Origin of the sequence: Nocardioides sp. Kera G14 (assembly GCF_020715565.1) — a bacterium.
Lineage (GTDB): Bacteria > Actinomycetota > Actinomycetes > Propionibacteriales > Nocardioidaceae > Nocardioides.
Map to the genome: position 1 here is coordinate 940,496 of NZ_CP085839.1, position 20,754 is coordinate 961,249.

Here is a 20,754-nt window from a genome sequence, read left to right on the forward strand (position 1 = left end):
GGCACTCCCGGAGGAGTGCCGCCGCCCAAGCTGGGAAAGGCGTGAATCAGACCGACCACGCTGCGCGTGGTGGCTCTTCGCTCGCTCGGCAGTGCACGCGCAAGCGCGGCACTGCTCTCGCTCGCTCAGGCCTTGCCGAGGATGCGGTTCAGGTTGGTCGAGCAGACCGGGCAGACGGCCTTGGCCATCTTGGTGCCCTTGTCGTTGACCTTGATCTCGCCGGTCGCCTCGCGCTTCTCCTTGCACTTCACGCAGTAGAACTCGCCGCTCCAGGTCTCCGCCATGACGGCCTCCTTGCCATATTTCATTTGGTCGTCGCGGCGGGGGTCATGGATGGGGAAGCCCGCCGGAAGCCCCGCGTTGTGCCGCAGAGCCGTGTCGACCCTACGGCACTCACCCGCGTGACGCACGCTCAGGGCCCGCGTGTCTGAGCGTGGATCCCCACGTGGAGGACCGCCCGAAAAAGGCGAGACCCCCGGTGTCCTGGATCGTCCTGGGCCTTCCCCTTGCTCAGGACGTCCGGCGGCGCCGGGGGTCTCATCTGAGGAAGAAACCTAGGAGGCGGGGAGGGTGCCGTCAACGCGTTCGGCCCGGGCCTTGTGGAGGGGCCTGTGGACAGCCTGTGCGAAACGCCGTGGCGGCGGTGGAGAACCTCGGGACAGAGGTGTGCACGAGAGCTCACATCGCGGCCCGACCCGCCGGGGTGACCTGCGCAGACGTGTCATCCTCAGGTGTGGAGGAAAAATTGTGAACGTGCAACCTCGTGAAGAGGCCGTGTCGGCCTTGCGTCGGATCGCGTTCCTGCTCGAGCGGGCCCGCGAGGACACCTACAAGGTCAAGGCCTATCGCGCCGCGGCGGCCGCCCTCGGGCGGCTGAGTGAGGAGGAAGTGGAGACCCGGGTCACCGCCGGGACGCTCAAGGAGCTCGACGGGATCGGTGCGACCACCGCGACGGTCATCACGCAGGCCGCGCGCGGCGAGGTCCCCGACCGGCTGCGGACGACCGAGGAGGCGTACGGCGGTCCCCTGACCTCGTCCGGCCAAGCGGTCCGGGAGGGCCTCCGCGGGGACCTGCACTCGCACAGCGACTGGAGCGACGGCGGCTCCCCGATCGAGGAGATGGCCCGCACGGCCGCCGAGCTCGGCCATGACTACCTCGTCCTCACCGACCACAGCCCACGGCTCACGATTGCGAACGGCCTCTCCGTCGAGCGGCTGACGCGACAGCTCGGGATCGTCGATGCGATCAACGAGCAGTTCGACGGTGAGCAGTCACCCTTTCGGCTGCTCAAGGGGATCGAGGTCGACATCCTCGACCACGGCGCCCTCGACCAGACCGACGAGATGCTGGCGCAGCTCGACGTCCGCGTCGCGAGCGTCCACAGCAAGCTGGCGATGGACGCGGTGCTGATGACCCGCCGGATGGTCACGGCCGTCGAGAATCCCTTCACCAACGTGCTCGGGCACTGCACGGGCCGGCTGATGGGCGGCGGACGTGGCCGGCGCGAGGAGTCCCAGTTCGACGCCCGCACCGTCTTCGAGGCGTGCGCGGCCCACGACGTCGCCGTCGAGATCAACTCCCGCCCCGAGCGGCGCGACCCGCCGACCCGCCTCATCGAGCTGGCGATGGAGGTCGGCTGCCTCTTCTCAATCGACTCCGACGCGCACGCGCCCGGCCAGCTCGACCTGCAGGTCTACGGCTGCGAGCGGGCCGAGGAGCTGGGGATCGATCCCGATCGGATCGTCAACACCTGGCCACGTGACCGGCTGCTGGCGTGGGCAACGCCTAGGGTCTGACCATGGTGGCGGAGGTTCCCGAGGTCGAGGTGCGACGCAGCAAGCGTCGCCGGCGTACCGTCTCCGCCTATCGCGACGGCGAGAAGATCGTGGTGCTCATCCCGGACCGGCTCTCGAAGAAGGAGGAGCGGGACTGGGTCGAACAGATGGTCGCCCGGCTGGAGAAGTCCGAGCGCAAGCGCAAGCCCACCGACGACGACCTGATGAAGCGCGCGCTGGGACTGTCCGACCGCTATCTCGGCGGGATCGCCATTCCCGAGAGCGTGCGTTGGGTCGACAACCAACAGTCCCGGTGGGGCAGCTGTACGCCGGGTGACCGCTCGATCCGCCTCAGTGCGAGGCTCCAGGGGATGCCCAGCTGGGTGATCGACTACGTGCTCATCCACGAGCTCGCGCACCTCTTCGAGCCCAACCACAACGCCCGCTTCTGGGGCTGGGTCGACCGCTTCCCGCAGGCCGAGCGCGCGAAGGGCTACCTGCTCGGGTGGTCCGCCGCCGCGAAGCTGGACGCGCCTCCCGGCGAGGATCCCGAGGACTTCGAAGAGCTCGACTGAGAGAGCTCAGAGACTGGCGAGCCCACAACGGGCCAGCGCCAGCCCGACGAGCTCGTGCATGTCCGGGTCCTCGGTCGGCAACGCGTCGATCGGGAACCAGCGCACATCGAGCGACTCCTCGCTCACCGCATGGACGGCACCAGCAGGGGCGACCGCGAGGAAGCGCACGTCGAGGTGGTGCACGGGAGATCCGTCGGCGCTTTCACCGCAGAACGGCACCTCGTGGTCGGAGAGCTGGACGGGGACCGGATCGAGGACGAGGCCGGCCAACCCCGATTCCTCGGTCGCCTCACGTGTCGCCGCGGCCACCAACGTCTCGTCCGCCGGCTCGAGGTGGCCGCCGAACTGGAACCACCGCTGCGCCTTGGCATGCAACGTCAGCAGCACGCTGCCGCCGTCGGCCGACAGCACGAGGGTCGAGGCCGTCAGGTGATGTGGCCGGTCCTCGCGGAAGACTCCGGAGGGGTGTCCGGCCAGGTAGTCGACGTACCGGACACGAAGCGCCTCCTGGTCGACCGTGGGGGCCGACCAGGAGGCGAGCGTGCCGAGCGCGGAGGAGCGGAGGGTGGCGGTCACCCGGCCGAGTCTGCCGCGCAACGACTCACTTGGCCGCGTCGACGAACGTCGTCGTGTAGGTCTTCGACAGGTCCAGCGAGTCCTTCTTCGGCTTGACCACATCGGAGAAGGTGCCCAGCACGTCCAAGACGGTCTTCGGGCCGTCCGACGGCATGACCCCGTCGGTCGTGAAGATGCCCTTGGTGGAATCGATCGCCTTCTCGTACGTCGCCGCATCGCCACCCGCGTAGTCCGCCGGCATCTTCGCCGCGATGTCGGCGGCGGAGTGGGAGCCGATCCAGCTGAGCGTCTTCACGAAGGCGTTGGTCACCTTCTGCACCGTCTTGGGGTTGTCCCTGACGTAGTCGCAGTCCATGTAGAGGGACGCGGCGGGATAGAGGCCCCCGAGCGCCGCCTTGGTCCCCTCCTCGGTGCGCATGTCGAGGAGGACCTTGCCGACACCCTGGTTGAGGGCGGTCTCGACGGTCGGGTCGGTCGTCATGCCGGCGTCGATCGCGCCCTGCTGCAGCGCGGCGACGAACGTCGAGCCCGCACCCGCGTTGACGGTGGTGTAGTCCTTCGGGTCCACGCCGTTCTTCGTCGCCAGGTAGCGGGTGAGGTAGTCCGTGGACGAGCCGGCCGACGTGACGCCGAGCTTCTTGCCCTTGAAGTCGCCGGCCCCGGTGATCCCCGACGCCTTGGTCGAGACCATCTCGACCTCACCGGGCACCTTTGCGAGCTGGGCCACGCTCTCCACGCACTGGCCCTGGGCGGCGAGAGTGACGGTGTGGTCGTAGAAGCCCACGACCCCCTCCACCTTGTGGGCGACGAGCTCCGTCTCGGCGTTGGCGCCGGACGGCTCGGTCATCAGCTTCACCTTGACGCCCTCGTCCTTGAAGTAGCCGAGCTGCTGTGTGAGCATCGCCGGCAGGTAGATCACCTTGTCGATGCCACCGACCATGATCGTCACGGTGCCGCCGGAGTCGCCGGCGGAGGAGTTTCCGCCACAGGCGGCGAGGGAGGAGGTGGCGAGCACGAGGCCAGCAGCGGCGGCGATGCGGGACTTGCGGTTCATTCTGGTTCTTCTTCCTTGGGAGGGTGCTCAGGCGCCGGCGGCGCTGGAGGAGGAGGTCTGCGGGCGCCAGGAGGTGAGGCGCTTCTCGAGCTGGGTGATCAGCCACTCGGCGATCAGGGCGACCGCGGTGATCACGAGCATTCCGGCGTAGACGCCGGCGGAGTCGAAGTTGCCCTGGGAGTGGGAGATGAGCAGGCCCATGCCCCGATCGGCCCCGGTGAACTCGCCGACGACCGCACCGATGAGCGCGAAGCCGAAGGCGACGTGCATCGAGGCGAGGATCCAGCTGGTGGCGCTCGGCAGCACGATGGTGCGCATCAACGCCCAGCGGTCGGCACGGAGGATCCGAGCGTTGTCGATGAGGGTGCGGTCGACCTCGCGCGCTCCTTGGAAGGCGTTGAAGAAGACGGCGAAGAAGACCAGGACGAAGGCCGTCGCGATCTTCGACTGCAGGCCGAGTCCGAACCAGATGACGAAGAGCGAGGCGAGGACGATCCGGGGGATCGCGTTGGCCGCCTTGATGAAGGGCGCGAGGACCTCGGCGAGGAAGGGCGCTCGGCCCAGGAAGACGCCGAGCACGATGCCGGCGATCACACCGAGGATGAAGCCGCCCGCGGCCTCCTCGAGCGTGACCCAGATGTTCTCCCAGATCGATCCCTGCGAGGTGCCGTCCCTGAACCAGGAGACGAGCTTCGTCCAGATGTCGCTCGGCATCGAGTAGAGGAAGGGGTTCATGAAGGTGCGGGCGCACAGCTCCCAGGAGCCGAGCCACGCTGCTATGAGCAGGGCCCGAATGGCATAGACGCTCCACGAGCGGTTCTTACGCGACATTGTTCGCTCCTCGGGCTCGGGTGATCTCGACCTCTTCGCGGAGGCTGTCCCAGACGCGGCGGTAGAGCTCGGTGAACTCCTCGGTCAGGCGGATCTCCTCGACCTTGCGGGGTCGAGGCAGGTCGACGGTGACGATGTCCTTGACGGTGGCCGGGCCGGCGGTCATGACGATGACGCGGTCCGCGAGGGCGATCGCCTCGGTGAGGTCGTGGGTGACGAAGACGACCGCTGCACCGGAGCCGGACCAGAGCCGGAGCAGCTCGTCCTGCATCAGCTCCCGGGTCTGGACGTCGAGGGCGCCGAAGGGCTCATCCATGAGAAGCACGCTCGGCTCGGTGATGAGGGTCTGTGCCATCGCGACGCGCTTGCGCATGCCGCCGGAGAGCTGGTGGGGATAGCGGTCCTCGAAGCCGGTCAGGCCGACGCGCTGGATCCAGTCCCGGGCGCGGGCGTTGGCCTCCTTCGCGGGGAGCTTGCGGTAGCGGAGGCCGAGGGCGACGTTGTCGAGCACCGTCTTCCACGGGAGGATCGCGTCCGTCTGGAACATGTAGCCGACGCCGTCGGGGATCCCGTGCACCGGCAAGCCGTTGACGGTGACGGTGCCGTGGGTCGCGGGCTCGAGGCCTGAGACGAGGGAGAGGGTCGTGGACTTCCCGCAGCCGGTCGGGCCGACGACGGTGACGAACTCACCGCTGGCCACGTCCATGGTGACGTCGCGGATGGCGGTGAAGGTTCCTCCCGCCCGGTGCGGGAACTGCTTGGTGGCATCGCGCAGGGCGATGGCGTGTTCACTCATGCGCCGGACGCTAGGGCCGCTGTGACGGCAGTCACAGTCTTGTGATCGATGCGGACGTTGAACCCACAAGCCCCGTTGTGCGCATAGTGCTCACGCGGTGGCGTGAACCTAGACTGCCGTTCGTGTTACGCCCGTCACATCGGCGCTGGACCTTCAGCGCCAGGAACGTCGCCTTCCTCGTCGGGCTCCTCCTCGCCGTGGTCCTCCTCCTGCTTGCCGGCGGGACGCTCGTGCTCCGCCACGACCTCTCGCAGGAGTACGAGGAGCGCGCGCTGGCGATCGCGAGGAGCGTCGCGCAGGAGCCGGGACTGGCGGATGAGGTCCGCGGCGGCGGGCCGACGGTCGACGGGCCGGTGCAGCGCGCCGCCGAGCGGGTCCGACGCGGCACGGGTGCGCTGTACGTCGTCGTCACCGACCGTCGCGGCGTCCGGTACAGCCACCCGAACGAGGACAACGTCGGCGAGCTGGTGAGCACCAGTCCGGATGCGGCGCTGGCGGGGAGGGACGTCGCTCTCGTCGAGCGCGGGACCCTCGGGATGTCCGCCCGCGGCAAGGTGCCCTTGCGCACCGACGACGGCCGCATCGTGGGAGAGGTCAGCGTCGGGATCTCGATGGGCGCCGTCAACGCCCGCACCCGACAACTGCTCCTCGTGCTGGGGCTGGTCGCCCTGGGCGCCCTCGCGGTCGGTGTCCTGGGAGCGGTCTCGCAGGGCCGTCGGCTGCGGCGTACGACGCTCGGGCTCGAGCCCGAGGAGATGGCCGACCTCGTGCGCGAGCACGCCGCCGTGCTCGGCGGCATCCGCGACGGCATCATCGCCGTCGACGCACACGGGCGGGTGACCGTCGTCAACGGCGAGGCACGGCGGCTCCTCGGTGTGGCCCCCGAGCGTGGCGTGAAGCTCAAGCAGGCCGGCCTCCCCGAGGTGATCGAGGCGCTGTTGCTCGTCGAGCCCGCACCGGCCGGGACCACGTGCGTGTTGGGGGACCGTGTGGTCGTCGCCCACCGGATCGCGGTGCGCCGTGACGGCCACGACCTGGGCCACGTCCTGACCCTCCGCGACCGCACGGACCTCGACGACGCCGCACGCGAGCTGGAGGCGACGCGTGCCCTGACCGACGCCCTCCGCGCCCAGCACCACGAGCACCGCAACCGCCTGCACGCACTCGGCGGGCTGCTCCACCTCGGCCACGTCGACCAAGCGGGCCACTACCTCGAGGAGCTGACCTGCGACCTGTCGGGCGCCTCGGGCGTCGGCGAGCCCTACTTGGCGGGACTGCTCGCCGCCAAGGCGGCCCTGGCCTCCGAGGCGGGTGTGCGGATCGACGTCTCCGGTTCGTACGTCGACGGCGTGCTCACCGCCCCGCTCGACGTCGTCACGGTGCTGGGCAACCTGATCGACAACGCCGTGAGGGCGGCCGGGGCCGGTCCGCGCCGACCGGCAGAGGTACACGTGACCGCCGTGTCGGATGGCCGGGACCTCGTGCTGCACGTGGCCGACAGTGGTGACGGCGTACCGCCCGAGGATGTGGGGCGGATCTTCCGTCAGGGCTTCACGACCCGGGAGAGCGGCACGATCGACCACGGCATCGGCCTGTCGGTGGCACGGCTGACGGCACGCGCTCATGGCGGGGACGTCACGCTCGCGGATCCCGGCGGCCCGCTCGCCGGGGCGAGCTTCACCGCGAGGCTGCGTGACGTGCTGGCGCCTGCTCCGCAGGACGAACTCTCGGGAGCGACCCGATGATCCGCGCCCTCATCGTCGATGACGACTTCCGCGTCGCGAACGTCCACGCCGCCCTGGTCGGACAGGTCCCCGGCTTCGAGGTGGTCGGCATGAGTCACTCCGCTGTCGACGCGCTGAGCGCGGCCGCCGAGCTCAGTCCTGACCTGGTTGTGCTCGACGAGTACCTCCCGGACGGCCGGGGGACGGATCTGGCCGGCCGGCTCGGTGCCACGGCCGTGATCCTGGTGACGGCCGCCAACGACGCCCCGACGGTGCGCCGGGCGATGGCGGCGGGGGCGCTCAACGTCGTCGTCAAGCCGTTCCCTCCGGGCCTCCTGATCGCGAAGCTCAACGCCTTCGCCCGGTGCTGGACCCAGCTCGCCGGGGCGGGCGGCCTGTCGCAGGCGGACGTCGACCGCGCCTTCGCGGTCCTGCACGAGGGCGATGCCGCGGTCGCGCCACTGCCGAAGGGTCGCTCTGCGGTCACTGCCGAGGCCGTCGTCGACGCCCTGCGTGCGGCAGGCGAGCCGTTGACCGCGATCGCGGTGGCTGAGTCCACCGGCGTCTCCCGCGCGACGGCGCAGCGCTACCTCTCTGACCTCGCTCGGGCGGGCCGGGTCGACCTCAGGCTGCGTTACGGCAGCACCGGTCGCCCGGAGCACGAGTACGCCTGGCGGCGCTGAGCACTACTCCTCGTCGGTGGTGTTGCCGGAATCTCCCTCGAGCAGCGCCTGCAGGCCGGCGTCGAACTCCTCGTCACTCAGCGCCACGGAGTCGGCACCCTCGCGGAAGCCGAGCGGGTCGTCGAGGTCGGCGGAGGTCGGCAGGAGCGCGGGCGACATCCACACACCGTCGCGCGCCTCGGCGCCCTGGCGGGCGCGGAGCGAGCCCCACAGCGTGGAGGCGTCGCGGAGTCGGCGAGGACGCAGCTCCAGGCCGATGAGTGTCGCGAAGGTCTGCTCGGCCGGGCCGCCCTCGGCACGACGACGACGGAACGCCTCCTGCATCTGGGCAGCCGCGGGCATCCGGCCGGCGGTGGCCTCGGTGACGATCTCGTCGACCCAGCCCTCGACCAGCGCGAGCACGATCTCGAGCCGCTCCTGGGCGGCCTTCTGCGCCGCCGACGGCTCCATTGCGAAGAGGCTCGCATCGCCGATGAGCGACTGCATCGCGGCGGGGTCCATCGGGTTGAGCCCGGAGAGCTTCTCCTCGACATTGCGCTGGATCGCGCTGAGGTCGACCTCCACACCCTGGGCGTAGGCCGTCACGGTGTCGATCACGTGCGAGCGCAGCCACGGCACGCCGGCGAAGAGCCGCTGGTGGGCCGCCTCACGCAGGGCGACATAGAGCAGTACGTCGGCCTCGGTGACTCCTTCGAGGCCCTCGGCGAACGCCTTCACGCTGCCGGTGAGGATGCCCGCCCGGCCCGGGGCGCACAGCGGGATGCCGATGTCGGAGCCGGCGAGCACCTCGCCGGCCAGGGTGCCCAGCCCCTGTCCCGCCTGCTGGGCGAGCATCGCGCCGATCGCCTTGCCCAGGAAGCCGACCATCGGGCCGGCGGCCTGGCGCAGCTCCTCGGGCATCTGGGTCGAGACGGTGTTCACCGAGGAGGCGGCGACCGGGGTGATCAGGCCGTGCCACACGTCGAAGGTGTTGACCAGCCAGTCGGCCTTCGACCAGGCCTGGGCGGTCTGCACGCCGGAGGGGAAGGACGTCGTCCCGTCGATCCAGAGGTCGGCGAGGCGCAGTGCGTCCGAGACGGCCGAGGACTGCCCGGCGGTCGGCGTCGGGTCGGGCGTCTGCGCCGCGGTCTTGCGCGCAAGATCGGTGGCCGCGGGCCAGTTGATCGGACCCTCGAAGTCCTGGAACATCGACTGCACCTGCGCGAAGAGGGCAGAGAGGTCGAACGGGAGATCGCCACCGCCGAAGGGGTTCTGGGACATGTCACCAGACTAATCTCGTGCCGGTGAACCCCGTGAGACTCGTCGCGCTGCGCGACACCCCGCTCGACGTGACCGAGGTCCTCGCCGCTCTCGAGGACGGTACGTCGGGGGGCGTCGACCTCTTCATCGGGCGGGTGCGCGACCACGACCATGGTCAGGGAGTCAGCGGCCTCGTCTATGAGGCGCACCCCAGCGCCCTCGAGGAGCTCACCAAGGTCGCCGAGGAGATCGCCGACTCCTTCCAGGTCACGGCCCTGGCCGCCGTACACCGGACGGGAGCCCTCGACGTGGGCGACATCGCCGTGATCGTCGGCACCGCCTCGGCGCACCGGGCCGACACCTTCGACGCCACCCGGGCCCTCATCGACACGCTCAAGGCACGCGTGCCGATCTGGAAGCACCAGCGTTTCGCCGACGGCTCCGACGAGTGGGTCGGCCTACCGTAGGGGCATGCTGATCCTGCTCTGGCTCGTGCCCCCGGTCGTGGTGACCGTGCTGGTCGCGCTCTGGGTGGGCTGGGTCGGTCGCCAGCGGCCGGAGATGACCCGCGAGGAGGCCGCCCGGCGGATGGGCGAGGCTCTGGCGCGACGCCGACCACGCGTCTGAGAGTCTGTCCCCATGTCGCAGCGGACCTTGGCCGGGTTGATCGCCGTGCCGTTGGTCATCGCACTCCTCGGCTTCGTACTCCTCAAGCCGATCCCGTACGTCGTCTACCGGCCCGGCCTCACCGTCGACGTGCTCGGCGAGAACGGCAACAAGCCGATCATCGAGCTGGCGGGCAAGGAGTATCCCGACACCGGCCAGCTCCGGATGGTCACCGTCTCCGTCACGAGCCCCGGCACCAAGATGCACCTCGGCGAACTCCTCGCCGCCTGGCTGGACAAGAAGGCGGCCGTCTATCCGTGGAGCTCGGTCTACTCGAAGGGCGAGTCCGACACGGACAGTCGCTCCGAGGGCGCCGCCGAGATGGCCTCGAGCCAGGACATCGCCACTGCGATCGCCCTCCAGGAGACGGGCGTCAAGGTCCCGCAGGTCACCACCATCGCGGGAGTCGACAAGGGGGAGCCGGCGTACGGCATCCTCAAGGCCGGCGACATCGTGCTCTCGATCGACGGCCATGACGCGTCCGATGCCGACGCGATGGTGAAGCTGATCCGCGCCACTCCGGCCGGGAAGTCACTGTCGATGGTGATCAAGCGGGCGGGCAAGAAGCAGACCGTGACCGTCACCCCGACCGACCATGACGGTGTGCCGCGGATCGGTGCCAGCGTCGGGGTCGGCTATGACCTCCCGGTGGACGTCAAGGTCAACATCGACCCGGCCATCGGCGGTCCCAGCGCGGGCCTGATCTTCAGCCTGGCCATCTACGACACGATGACCCCCGGCTCGCTCACCGGCGGCAACCGCATCGCCGGCACAGGCGAGATCGAGCCCGACGGCTCGGTCGGTGCGATCGGTGGCATCCAGCAGAAGATCGCCGGCGCCACCCGCGACGGCGCCAAGCTCTTCCTCGTGCCCTCCGAGAACTGCGACGAGGCCGTCGGCGCGGTCGACGCCAAGGAGCACCACATCCGGCTCGTGAAGGTCACGACCATGCACGACGCCCGCACCTCCATCGAGACCTGGGTGAAGAACCACGACGCCACCCTCCCGACCTGCAAGGCAGCTTCCTGACATGTTCGAGACCGATCCCGCCCTCGCCGCCGTCGTGATGGAGCTCGAGGCGCACGCCTCGGAGGGCGGCTGGGACCGCCCGGCCACGCTCTACGCCCTCGTCGACACGGCAGCGTTCATCGCCAGCGAGCCGACCCTGGCGAGCATGCTCGGGCTCGCCGACGACGCCTCGGCCGACGGCAGCCTCACCCCGATCGAGCAGGACCAGTTCGCCCGGCCGGTCGAGGAGGTCCTGCCCACCCTGGCGTTCCCCGACTCCGTCGCCGGGATCGCCGTCGTCGTCGAGCGACCCGCCGAGGCCACCGACGCCAGCACGGAGGAGGACGACAACGAACACGTCCGGGTGGTCGCCGGTGTCACGCGTGGGGGAGCGGCCTACTGTGCGGTCCGTTCACGCGACCACGATCGGCCCGAGGCGGTCGCGGTCGGGGAGGATCTGGTCCCTCAGCTCGTTGAACTCCTTCATGCAGTGCTTGAAGCCGACGCCGAGGACACACCGTGAGTGACCTGTTCGACGATCCCGCCGACAGTCGACCCGTCCAGGGGGTCTCGCGGCGCACGCGGATCGTGATCTGGGCGATCATCGCGCTCCTCGTCATCCTCTTCGCGCTCTCGACCTTCGCCGGCGTGTGGACCGACCACCTGTGGTACTCCACGCTCGGCTACGGCAGCGTCTTCACGAAGGTCTTCTGGGTCCGCGTCGGTCTCTTCTTCGGCTTCGGCGTGGTCATGGCGCTCGCGCTCGGGGTGGCCATGGGCGTCGCCTTCCGCACGCGTCCGTTCCTCCATCCCGCCCAGCTCGAGTCCGGCCTGGAGCGCTACCGCGACGCCGTGAACCCCATCCGCACCTGGCTCCTCGTCGGCGTCGCCCTCGTCGCGGGGGCCTTCGCGGGCATCTCGGCCGCCACCCGGTGGCGCACCTTCGAGCTCTGGGCGCACGGCACCCCGTTCGGCCAGAAGGACCCGTACTTCCACAAGGACATCGGCTTCTACGTCTTCGACCTGCCCTGGCTGCACATGGTCGTCTCCTTCGTCCTGGCCGCCTCGATCGTGGCGCTGCTCGGCAACGTCCTCGTCCATTACCTGTACGGCGGCATCCGCCTGCAGTCGCCCGGTGACCGTCTCTCCAGCCCGGCCCAGATCCAGATCTCGGTCCTGCTCGCCGTCTTCGTGCTCGCCAAGGCCGCCGACTACTGGCTCGACCGCTACGACCTGACCAACTCCCAGTCGACGCTCTTCACCGGCATCGGGTTCACCGACGACCACGCCGTCCTCCCGGCGAAGTCGACGCTGGCCGGCATCGCCCTGATCTGTGCGGTCCTCTTCCTGGTCAACATCTGGCGGCGCACGTGGTTGCTGCCCGGTGTGGGCGTGGCCCTGATGGCGATCAGTGCCGTCCTGCTCGGCCTGATCTGGCCCGCCATCGTGCAGACCGTCCAGGTCAACCCGAGCCGCCTGGACAAGGAGAACTCCTACCAGGCCACGAACATCGCGCAGACCCGTGAGGCCTACGCCATCGACGATGCACACGTGAAGGTCTCCGACTACACGGCCGACGCGACGGCCGGGGGAGCGGCGCAGGCCAAGCAGCTCGACACCGAGACCAGCTCCGCGCCGATCGTCGACCCGCTGCTCGTCAAGGACCTCTTCGAGGAGCAGCAGCAGGGCCGTGCCTACTACGAGGTCGCGCCCGTCCTCGACGTCGACCGCTACACGATCGACGGCAAGGACCGCGCCCTGGTGCTGGCGGCCCGTGAGCTCGACCAGGACAACATCTCCGCCTCGGACAAGAACTGGACCAACCTCCACACGGTCTACACCCACGGCTCCGGCGTGATCGCGGCCTACGCCAACCAGCGCCCGCTCAGCGATGACAAGGAGTCCGTCGACATCCAGTGGGCCCAGGGCAACCAGGCCGACGAGAACGACCTCGTCTCGGCAGGGCCCGGCAAGTTCGAGCAGCGGATCTACTTCGGCGAGGAGTCGAACTCCTACTCGGTCGTCGGCCGGCCTGCCGGGGCGAAGGCCGTCGAGCTCGACCTGCCGACGAGCTCGTCGACGAGCTCCTCGACCGATTCGACGTCCGGTGCCTCGGACGAGGACGACACGCGGACGACGTACGACGGCAAGGGGGGCGTCCCGATCGGGTCCACCTGGCGTCGGCTGCTCTATGCGGTCAAGTTCAACTCGGCGAACTTCCTGCTGTCCGAGCGGGTCAACGACAACTCGCAGGTGCTCTACAACCGCACCCCGCGCGAGCGCGTCGAGAAGGTCGCGCCCTGGCTGACCCTCGACGACGACGCGTATCCCGTCGTGGCCAACGGCCGGATCACGTGGGTCCTCGACGGTTACACGACGACGGACCGCTACCCGGGCTCGGAGAAGGAGTCGTTCAAGACCATGACGAACGACTCCCTCCAGCAGGAGACGAACGGGCTGCGGCCGGTGCCGACCGACGACATCAACTACATGCGGAACTCCGTGAAGGCCACGGTCGACGCGTACGACGGCACCGTGACGCTCTACGCCTGGGACGAGTCCGACCCCATCCTGAAGACGTGGGCCAAAGTCTTCCCGGGCACCGTCCTGCCGAAGTCGGCGATACCGGACTGGCTCACGCCGCACCTGCGCTACCCCGAGGACCTCTTCAAGGTGCAGCGCTACCAGCTCGCCAAGTACCACGTCACCGACGCGGGAGCGTTCCTCAACGGCTCGGACTGGTGGGACGTGCCCACCGACCCGAACCCGGTCGCGGGCGTCACCTCGACGACGCTGCAGCCGCCGTACCGCCTGTTCCTCGACGATCCCGAAGCCGCGTCCACCAACGCCGAGGTCTGGTCCCTCTCGACCACCTTCACCCCGCACGACCGCAACAACCTGTCGGCGGTGATGACGGTCAACTCCGATGCGACCTCGGACGACTACGGGAAGATCGACGTGCTCGAGCGGCCCGACCAGCAGACGCAGGGCCCCCGTCAGGTCGCGGCGAACATGAGGAACGACGCAGACGTCGCCGAGGCGCTGCTGCCCTACACACGGAACAACCTGTTGAGCTACGGCTCGCTGCTCACGATCCCGACCTCGTCGCACGGCCTCGTCTACCTGATGCCGGTCTACGCCAAGCAGGCGTCGACGTCGCCGTATCCGGTCCTCGCCTACGTGTTGGCCTCCTACAACGGCAACGTCGGCTACGGCACCACCCTCCAGGCGGCCCTCGCCTCGGCGCTCGAGGGCGGCAGTCCGTCCACCCCCACTCCCTCAGGTACGCCGACGGCGAAGCCCACGACAGGACCGAGTGCGTCCCCGAGCGGATCACCGACTTCTCCGGCGACAGGCACCGCGACGCCGAAGCAGCTCCTCGCCCAAGCGCAGGAGCTCTTCACCGAGGCCGACCAGGCCGGCCGGGCAGGTGACTACACCAAGCGGGAGACGCTGCTGAAGCAGGCGGAGGCCAAGGTCGCCGCCGCAGTGGAGCAGATGGGCGGCTGAGGCTCTCAGCATTTCCTCTGCTGATTCGCGGGCGTCGCTTGGCACGACGCCAGCGTTCCCTCAGAGTCGCTCGGCGGCATCGTTGCCATGAGCGACCTCCAGTACGACGAGCCGATCGGACCATCCCTCCCCGCCGGGCCCAGTGGTCCGCCGCCGTCTGCCCGCACCGGCCGATCGCGCCGGCTCCGGTGGCGGATCGCCATGGCGGCGACCGCCGCCTTCGCCGTCGGCTGCGGGGTCGCGGGCACCACCACCGCGCTGGTCGAGCACGCCCAGACCCCGTCGAGCACGTCGGTCGCGTCGAGCGCGACCGCGCCGACGACTGACTCCTCCACGCAGAGCACCGGCTGGTCCGGCTACGGCCAGCCCGGCTACGGGTACGGCTCCGGCACATACGGCGGCTACGGCTCGTCGGGCACCTATGGGAGCTACGGCGGCTTCGGCGCCTCGGGGAGTGGCCAGAGCGGTCAGAGCACGGACCCCGGCACCGGGGCCACGGCCGACACCACCAGCGACGCGACCTCGGCCCAGTCGACCGGCCTGGTCGAGATCACCTCCACGCTGTCGAACGGCACAGCCGCCGGCACCGGGATGATACTCACTTCCAGCGGCGTCGTGGTCACCAACCACCACGTGGTGGAGGGCGCGACGTCGGTCAAGGTCACGGTCGTCTCGACCGGGAAGACCTACACGGCGACGTACGTCGGTGGCAACGCCACCACCGACGTGGCGGTCCTGAAACTCAAGGACGCCAGCGGCCTGACGCCGGTCGACCTCTCCGACCAGGCTGCCCAGACCGGTGACACGATCACGTCGGTCGGTGACGCGAACGGTGACGGCGGGTCGCTCACCGCCTCCCCGGGCACCGTGGCTGCGCTCGACCAGGACATCACCGTGCAGGACGACGACGGCGGGTCGAGCAACCTCTCCGACCTGATCGAGCTCAACGCCTACATCGTCCCCGGTGACTCCGGCGGTGCGGTCCTCGACTCCGACGGCGATGTCGTCGGGATGAACGTCGCCGCCTCCAGCGGCGGCACCACCGTCGAGGGCTACGCCATCCCCATCGCGACCGTGGAGACCCTCGTCGACGAGATCCTCGACGGCTCCACCGCGGCGGGCATCACCTACGGCTACCCCGGCTACCTCGGTGTCGGCCTGGACGAGACCTCGTCGACGGCCGTCGTCGCCGAGGTCGCCGACGGCGAGGCTGCTGACCGTGCGGGCCTCGAGGTGGGCGACACGATCACCTCCTTCGACGGCCACGCCGTGACGTCGGCCAGCGCGCTGCACGACCTCGTCGCGGCCACGGCTCCCGGCGATCGCGTGAAGGTCGCGTGGACCGACGCCGATGGCGCGAGCCACAGCGCGACGGTGACGCTCGGTACGGGTCCCATTGCGTGAGCGCGCCCTATGACAGCGGTCACATTGGATCGTTAAACTGCCGGTCATGACTCGCTTCCTGCCTGACGGTGACCGTCTGCACTTCGGAGCCGCCACGGCGTCGTACCAGATCGAGGGCGCGACCACGATCCGCGGTCGCGGGCCCTCGATCTGGGACACCTTCGCGGCGAAGCCGGGTGCCGTGAAGGACGGCAAGGACGGCAAGGACGCGCCCGACTCCTACTTCCGCTACACCGAGGACGCCGACCTGCTCCGCGACCTCGGCGCCGAGTATTACCGGTTCTCCGTGGCGTGGCCGCGGATCATCCCCGCCGGCACCGGCGACGTCGAGCCCCGCGGGCTCGACTACTACGACCGCGTCGTCGACGCACTGCTGGAGCGCGGCGTGACGCCGACCGGCACCTTCTACCACTGGGACCTGCCCCAGGCGCTGGAGGACAAGGGCGGCTGGCTCAACCGGGACACCGCCTACGCATTCGCCGACTACGCCATGGTCGTCCACGACCGCCTCGGGGACCGGGTCAAGGTGTGGGCGACCCACAACGAGCCGTGGTGTGCCACGTACCTCGGCTACGCCGCCGGCGTGCACGCGCCGGGCCTGAAGCTCGGGGGAGAGGCGCACCGCGTCGCCCATCACCTCAACCTCGGCCACGGCGTCGCGGCGCAGCGCCTGCACGCGGCCGGCTGCGAGGACGTCGGCATCGTGCACAACCTCGCCCCGATCTGGCCCGAGGAGGACTGCTCGCCGGAGGCGGCCGACGGCATCGACGCGATCCGCAACCGGGTCTGGCTCGACCCGCTCATCGACGGTGCGTACGACGACGGCCTACTCCGTGTCGCCCCCGAGCTGGCCGATCCCGAGCTCGTCCAGGAGGGCGACCTCGAGCTGATCAAGGGCTCCGCCGACTGGCTCGGCATCAACTACTACACGCCGGTCCGTCCCGGCCCGACGGCGCCGCCGGCGCCGGGCCAGGCGGTCCATCCCGAGACCGAGGGGTACCCCGGCGCCGAGCCGGTGACCTTCGTCGTCCGCGACCCGCGCACCGACATCGGGTGGGAGGTCGAGCCCCGCGGTCTCGAGGAGCTCCTCATCGAGACGCACAAGCGGACTGGCCTGCCCCTCATGGTCACCGAGAACGGCGCCGCGTACGACGACCACGACCGCATCGAGCGCGACGGGGTCAGCATCGTCGACGACCAGGACCGGATCGCCTACCTGGACGCGCACATCGAGGCGACCCGTCGCGCGCGGGAGGCCGGGGCCGACGTACGGGCCTATATCTGCTGGACGCTGCTGGACAACTTCGAATGGGCGGAGGGTTACACGAAGTACTTCGGCATCGTCGGGATCGACCCGCTCACCAAGGACCGGATCCCCAAGGCGTCGTACTACTGGCTGCAATCGCAGTTGAAGGACTCAGCCAGTTGAAGGGCTGATCAGCCCTTGACGGAGCCCGCCAGCAGGCCGCGGACGAAGAACCGCTGCAGGGCGAGGAAGACGACCAGCGGGATGATCAGCGAGACGAACGCGCCAGCGGAGAGAAGGTGCCACGCGGAGCCGCGGGTGCCCGCGAGGGCGGCGAGCTGGGCGTTGATCGGGTAGATCTGGTAGCCGCCGAAGACCAGCGAGACGAGCAGGTCGTTCCACACCCAGAGGAACTGCAGGATGCCGAAGGCGGCGATGGCCGGCGTCATCAGCGGCAGGATCAGGCGCAGGAAGATCTGCGGGTGGGTGGCGCCGTCGATCCGGGCGGACTCGATCAGCTCGCCGGGGATCTCGCGCATGAAGTTGTGCAGCAGGAAGATCGCCAGGGGCAGGGCGAACATCGTGTGGGAGAGCCACAGCGAGTAGAAGCCGCCGGCGGGTGCGTCCTGGCCCTGGAGGCCGAGGTTGCCGTAGAGCTTGAGCAGCGGCACGAGGGTGACCTGCAGCGGGACGATCTGGAGGGCGAAGATCGCGACGAAGAGGATGTTCTTGCCCTTGAAGTCCATCCACGCGAAGGCGTAGGCGGCCATGGTGGCAAGGAAGATCGGGATGATGACGGCCGGGAGCGTGATCGCGATCGAGTTGATCACGAACGGACCGAGCGAGGCGTCACCGGAGCCGCTGAGGACGGACTTGTAGTTGTCGAGGGTCAGGTGCGGCGAGCTGAAGAAGTGCCACCACCCGGTGCTCTTCACCTCGTTCTCGGGGCGGAAGCTGGAGATCAGCAGGCCCGCGGTGGGGATGGTCCAGAAGACCGCGATGACGAACGCCGCAAGGGAGGCCCACGGGTTGGAGAGCGCCTTGCGGGCGGCTGCGCCGGCCTTGGGGGTCGGCTCGGGCGCGACGACGGCCTGGGTGAGTGGGGTGCTGGTCATCGGGTCTCCACCTGACGCATCTGGCGAATGTTGTAGATCACGACCGGGAGGACCAGGACGAAGATCAGGACGGCGAGCGCGGAGCCCAGGCCCCAGTTGGCGGACTGGAAGCTCTGCCGGTAGTACTCGTAGGAGAGCACGCTGGTCTTGTAGTTGCCGCCGGTGGTCTGGCGGACGACGTCGAAGGCCTTGAGCGTGGTGATGGTGATCGTGGTGAGCACGACGACGATGGTCGGCCGGATGCTCGGCACGGTGATGTAGCGGAACATCTTGAAGCCGCCCACGCCGTCGAGGCGGGCGGCCTCGACGATGTCGGACGGGATCGCCTTGATGCTGGCCGCGAGGACGGTCATGGCGAAGCCCGCCTGGACCCAGATCAGGATCACGATCATGAAGAAGGTGTTCCACGGATCGTTGATCAGCCAGTGGTGGCGGCCGAGGCCGAGGGCGTCGGTGGTCGCGTTGAGGATGCCGATCTTGTCGTCGTAGACGAACTTCCAGATCAGCGAGGCGCCGACGAGCGAGATCGCCATCGGCAGGAAGATCACGGCCTTGGCCGTCTTCTCGAAGCGCGCGTGGTCGACGAGCACGGCGTAGACCAGCCCGATGAGCGTGGCGACGATCGGTGTCACCACCACCCAGATGGCGGTGTTGAGCAGGACGCGCAGCAGGTCCGCGTCGGTGAAGATCGTCTTGTAGTTGTCGATCCCGACGAAGTTCTGGCTGTAACGGTCCTTGAAGGAGAGGTAGATCGAGTTCAGCGCCGGATAGAGCAGCCCGACACCGATGAGGAGGGACGCCGGCAGCACGAAGGCCAACGACTGGATGATCTCCCCGACCCGCGAATGGAGTCGGGAGGTCGCCGCGAGGATCACTGCCATCACCGCGAAGAAGATGGCGATGATGATCAGCGCCTGGAGCAGCTTGTCTGCTGTGGACACGGGACCTCCCGACTCGAATTCGTCGAACTCTGGATCAGATCACACGGCCCGGATCAGGACGTGGGCCACGACTTCTCGATCTCGTCGAGCGTCTTCTGGGTGTCCTGACCGGTGATCCAGTTGACCATCTGCTTCCAGAACGAACCGGAGCCGACGTCGCCGGGCATCAGGTCCGAGGCGTCGAAGCGGAAGACCGCGTTCGGGTCCTGCAGGATCTGGGCCGAGAGCTTGTCGATCGGGCTTGTCAGGTTGTTGGGGTCGAGGCCCTTGTTGGCACTGACCCAGCCGCCGTCGGGAGTGGCCTTGGCCTTCTCGTTGGCCCACGTGTCGGTCGACAGGTAGGTCTGGAACGCCTGGGTCTCCGGCTTGTCGTTGAACGCGGCGACGAACTCGCCACCGCCCTCGACGGGCTTGGTGCTGGCGTCGGCGGACGGCTCGTAGAAGGCGAAGACGTCGCCGTTCTCGGACACGTCGGTGCCCTTCGGCCAGTTGGCGGCGTAGAACGAGGCCATCTGGTGGAGCGCGCACTTGCCCGTGGTGATCGGGATGCCGCCGTCCTGGAACGCGGTCGAGGCGATCGACTTCACGTCACCGATGCCACCGTTGACGTACTTCGGGTTCTTGAGGATCGCGCCGACCTTGTCGAGCGCGGTGACGATCTGGGGGTCGTTGAACGGGATCTTGTGGCTGATCCAGTCGTCATAGACGTCGGCACCCGCGGTGCGGAGGACGGATTCCTCGAGCCAGTCCGTGCCGGGCCAGCCCGTCGCCTCGCCGGACTCGAAGCCCGCGCACCACGGCTTGATGCCGCTGGCCGCGATCTGGTCGGTGAGCTTCATCATGTCGTCCCACGTGGTGGGGACGGTCCAGCCCTTCTCCTTGAACATCTTCGGGCTGTACCAGACGAACGACTTCACGTTGGCGCCGAGCGGGGCGGCGTAGAACTTGCCGTTGACCGAGCCGTAGTTCTTCCAGTCCTCGCCCCAGAACTTGTCGACGTTGTCGGCGACGCTCGAGGGCGCCTCCTCCACCGCGCCGGTCTGGACGAGGGTGTTGAGCAGACCCGGCTGGGGGACGTAGGCGATGTCGGGGGCGTTGCCGCCGCGCGCCCGCACGACGACCTGGGCCTCGAAGTCCTTGGAGCCCTCGTACTCGACCTTGGCGCCGGTGCAGGTGGTGAAGAGCTTGTAGGAGTCCTTCTGGGACTGGTCCTCGGGAGCCACGATGCCGGTGTAGACGTGGACCGTCTTGCCGGAGAGGTCGCCGTAGGAGTCGAGTCCGAGCGGCGTGCACTCGGACTTGCCCTTACCGGGCGAGGTTCCACCGGCGGAGTCGCCGCCGTCGCTGCCACACGCGCTGAGTACAAGTGCTGAACTCACCACTGCAGCGCCGAGCGCAAGCCCGCGTCGAAGTGCCTGTGGGTTGGTCATCTGGGTGATCCCTCCTCGTTGTGGGATTCGTTGTGATCACGACGTGAACGTTTCGTGACACGGGTCACAGTAGGGCCGTAAGGTGCGGATCGTCCACCGTCGACACGCGGGGACAGGCGTCACCTCACATCACTTCACTACGGATCGTCCGGCACGTACCTGCCGGTGAAGGAGTTCGTC

20 protein-coding genes are annotated in these 20,754 nt (G+C 68.9%); 11 read left to right on the forward strand and 9 right to left on the reverse strand.

The window, feature by feature from the left end; translation table 11 throughout:
- Window positions 1-125 precede the first annotated feature (125 nt).
- On the reverse strand, window positions 126-284 hold the full coding sequence (locus LH076_RS04680; RefSeq protein ID WP_227782839.1) for a DUF5679 domain-containing protein: 159 nt from the start codon (window positions 282-284) through the stop codon (window positions 126-128).
- 469 nt (window positions 285-753) lie between these two features.
- On the opposite strand from LH076_RS04680, the gene LH076_RS04685 reads away from it, so the two are divergent.
- Together LH076_RS04685 and LH076_RS04690 are read left to right on the forward strand one after the other, a co-directional pair.
- Window positions 754-1,797 carry a PHP domain-containing protein gene (locus LH076_RS04685; protein ID WP_227782840.1) on the forward strand — a complete coding sequence of 348 codons (1,044 nt, stop codon included), beginning with the start codon at window positions 754-756 and terminating at the stop codon, window positions 1,795-1,797.
- 2 nt (window positions 1,798-1,799) lie between these two features.
- Complete coding sequence (locus LH076_RS04690) at window positions 1,800-2,351, forward strand: M48 family metallopeptidase (protein WP_227782841.1); 552 nt, start codon at window positions 1,800-1,802, stop codon at window positions 2,349-2,351.
- A gap of 6 nt (window positions 2,352-2,357) precedes the next feature.
- Here LH076_RS04690 and LH076_RS04695 read toward each other — a convergent pair whose 3' ends face one another.
- From LH076_RS04695 to LH076_RS04710, 4 genes are read right to left on the reverse strand one after another with little or no spacing between them, the layout of a single operon-like run.
- Complete coding sequence (locus LH076_RS04695; protein WP_227782842.1) at window positions 2,358-2,927, reverse strand: NUDIX hydrolase; 570 nt, start codon at window positions 2,925-2,927, stop codon at window positions 2,358-2,360.
- Between the two features lie 25 nt (window positions 2,928-2,952).
- Complete coding sequence (locus tag LH076_RS04700; RefSeq protein WP_227782843.1) at window positions 2,953-3,981, reverse strand: ABC transporter substrate-binding protein; 1,029 nt, start codon at window positions 3,979-3,981, stop codon at window positions 2,953-2,955.
- Between the two features lie 27 nt (window positions 3,982-4,008).
- The gene (locus LH076_RS04705) at window positions 4,009-4,812 is read right to left on the reverse strand and encodes an ABC transporter permease (RefSeq protein WP_227782844.1); all 804 of its coding nucleotides are present in this window, start codon (window positions 4,810-4,812) and stop codon (window positions 4,009-4,011) included.
- Window positions 4,802-5,608, reverse strand: a complete 807-nt coding sequence (locus LH076_RS04710) for an ABC transporter ATP-binding protein (RefSeq protein WP_227782845.1) — start codon at window positions 5,606-5,608, stop codon at window positions 4,802-4,804. The genes LH076_RS04705 and LH076_RS04710 overlap by 11 nt, the downstream gene beginning before the upstream one ends.
- A gap of 122 nt (window positions 5,609-5,730) precedes the next feature.
- Between LH076_RS04710 and LH076_RS04715 the strand changes: the two genes are divergently transcribed.
- Window positions 5,731-7,353 (forward strand): ATP-binding protein, encoded by a 1,623-nt coding sequence (locus LH076_RS04715; protein WP_227782846.1) that lies wholly within the window; start codon window positions 5,731-5,733, stop codon window positions 7,351-7,353.
- Window positions 7,350-8,015 (forward strand): response regulator, encoded by a 666-nt coding sequence (locus tag LH076_RS04720; RefSeq protein ID WP_227782847.1) that lies wholly within the window; start codon window positions 7,350-7,352, stop codon window positions 8,013-8,015. Before LH076_RS04715 ends, LH076_RS04720 begins: the two co-directional genes overlap by 4 nt.
- Window positions 8,016-8,018: 3 nt before the next feature.
- On the opposite strand, the gene LH076_RS04725 is transcribed toward LH076_RS04720, so the two are convergent.
- A complete protein-coding gene (locus LH076_RS04725) occupies window positions 8,019-9,275 on the reverse strand; it encodes a zinc-dependent metalloprotease (RefSeq protein ID WP_227782848.1) in 1,257 nt (418 codons plus the stop codon).
- Between the two features lie 23 nt (window positions 9,276-9,298).
- Between LH076_RS04725 and LH076_RS04730 the strand changes: the two genes are divergently transcribed.
- From LH076_RS04730 to LH076_RS04760, 7 genes are all read left to right on the forward strand, one after another.
- Window positions 9,299-9,721: a molybdenum cofactor biosynthesis protein MoaE gene (locus LH076_RS04730; RefSeq protein WP_227782849.1), complete on the forward strand. Its 423-nt coding sequence runs from the start codon at window positions 9,299-9,301 to the stop codon at window positions 9,719-9,721.
- A 4-nt stretch (window positions 9,722-9,725) separates the two neighbouring features.
- Window positions 9,726-9,881, forward strand: a complete 156-nt coding sequence (locus LH076_RS04735; protein WP_227782850.1) for a hypothetical protein — start codon at window positions 9,726-9,728, stop codon at window positions 9,879-9,881.
- Between the two features lie 12 nt (window positions 9,882-9,893).
- Window positions 9,894-10,949 carry a PDZ domain-containing protein gene (locus tag LH076_RS04740; RefSeq protein WP_227782851.1) on the forward strand — a complete coding sequence of 352 codons (1,056 nt, stop codon included), beginning with the start codon at window positions 9,894-9,896 and terminating at the stop codon, window positions 10,947-10,949.
- A 1-nt stretch (window position 10,950) separates the two neighbouring features.
- Complete coding sequence (locus tag LH076_RS04745; protein ID WP_227782852.1) at window positions 10,951-11,451, forward strand: PPA1309 family protein; 501 nt, start codon at window positions 10,951-10,953, stop codon at window positions 11,449-11,451.
- Complete coding sequence (locus LH076_RS04750) at window positions 11,448-14,438, forward strand: UPF0182 family protein (protein WP_227782853.1); 2,991 nt, start codon at window positions 11,448-11,450, stop codon at window positions 14,436-14,438. Before LH076_RS04745 ends, LH076_RS04750 begins: the two co-directional genes overlap by 4 nt.
- A gap of 87 nt (window positions 14,439-14,525) precedes the next feature.
- Window positions 14,526-15,842: a S1C family serine protease gene (locus tag LH076_RS04755; RefSeq protein WP_227782854.1), complete on the forward strand. Its 1,317-nt coding sequence runs from the start codon at window positions 14,526-14,528 to the stop codon at window positions 15,840-15,842.
- A gap of 46 nt (window positions 15,843-15,888) precedes the next feature.
- Window positions 15,889-17,271, forward strand: a complete 1,383-nt coding sequence (locus tag LH076_RS04760; protein WP_227782855.1) for a GH1 family beta-glucosidase — start codon at window positions 15,889-15,891, stop codon at window positions 17,269-17,271.
- An 8-nt stretch (window positions 17,272-17,279) separates the two neighbouring features.
- Here the strand turns inward: LH076_RS04760 and LH076_RS04765 are convergent, their stop codons facing one another.
- The 3 genes from LH076_RS04765 to LH076_RS04775 are packed head-to-tail and all read right to left on the reverse strand — an operon-like array spanning window position 17,280 to window position 20,523.
- A complete protein-coding gene (locus LH076_RS04765) occupies window positions 17,280-18,203 on the reverse strand; it encodes a carbohydrate ABC transporter permease (protein ID WP_227782856.1) in 924 nt (307 codons plus the stop codon).
- A complete protein-coding gene (locus LH076_RS04770) occupies window positions 18,200-19,144 on the reverse strand; it encodes a carbohydrate ABC transporter permease (protein ID WP_227782857.1) in 945 nt (314 codons plus the stop codon). The genes LH076_RS04765 and LH076_RS04770 overlap by 4 nt, the downstream gene beginning before the upstream one ends.
- A gap of 53 nt (window positions 19,145-19,197) precedes the next feature.
- Window positions 19,198-20,523 carry an ABC transporter substrate-binding protein gene (locus tag LH076_RS04775; RefSeq protein ID WP_227782858.1) on the reverse strand — a complete coding sequence of 442 codons (1,326 nt, stop codon included), beginning with the start codon at window positions 20,521-20,523 and terminating at the stop codon, window positions 19,198-19,200.
- Window positions 20,524-20,754 lie beyond the last annotated feature (231 nt).

Excerpts from the sequence above, each read along its gene's own strand:
- LH076_RS04680 (WP_227782839.1), bottom strand. The coding sequence starts at position 284 with ATGGCGGAGACCTGGAGCGGCGAGTTCTACTGCGTGAAGTGCAAGGAG.
- LH076_RS04690 (WP_227782841.1), top strand. The coding sequence starts at position 1,800 with ATGGTGGCGGAGGTTCCCGAGGTCGAGGTGCGACGCAGCAAGCGTCGC.
- LH076_RS04700 (WP_227782843.1), bottom strand. The coding sequence starts at position 3,981 with ATGAACCGCAAGTCCCGCATCGCCGCCGCTGCTGGCCTCGTGCTCGCC.
- LH076_RS04705 (WP_227782844.1), bottom strand. The coding sequence starts at position 4,812 with ATGTCGCGTAAGAACCGCTCGTGGAGCGTCTATGCCATTCGGGCCCTG.
- LH076_RS04710 (WP_227782845.1), bottom strand. The coding sequence starts at position 5,608 with ATGAGTGAACACGCCATCGCCCTGCGCGATGCCACCAAGCAGTTCCCG.
- LH076_RS04720 (WP_227782847.1), top strand. The coding sequence starts at position 7,350 with ATGATCCGCGCCCTCATCGTCGATGACGACTTCCGCGTCGCGAACGTC.
- LH076_RS04725 (WP_227782848.1), bottom strand. The coding sequence starts at position 9,275 with ATGTCCCAGAACCCCTTCGGCGGTGGCGATCTCCCGTTCGACCTCTCT.
- LH076_RS04735 (WP_227782850.1), top strand. The coding sequence starts at position 9,726 with ATGCTGATCCTGCTCTGGCTCGTGCCCCCGGTCGTGGTGACCGTGCTG.
- LH076_RS04740 (WP_227782851.1), top strand. The coding sequence starts at position 9,894 with ATGTCGCAGCGGACCTTGGCCGGGTTGATCGCCGTGCCGTTGGTCATC.
- LH076_RS04745 (WP_227782852.1), top strand. The coding sequence starts at position 10,951 with ATGTTCGAGACCGATCCCGCCCTCGCCGCCGTCGTGATGGAGCTCGAG.
- LH076_RS04755 (WP_227782854.1), top strand. The coding sequence starts at position 14,526 with ATGAGCGACCTCCAGTACGACGAGCCGATCGGACCATCCCTCCCCGCC.
- LH076_RS04760 (WP_227782855.1), top strand. The coding sequence starts at position 15,889 with ATGACTCGCTTCCTGCCTGACGGTGACCGTCTGCACTTCGGAGCCGCC.
- LH076_RS04765 (WP_227782856.1), bottom strand. The coding sequence starts at position 18,203 with ATGACCAGCACCCCACTCACCCAGGCCGTCGTCGCGCCCGAGCCGACC.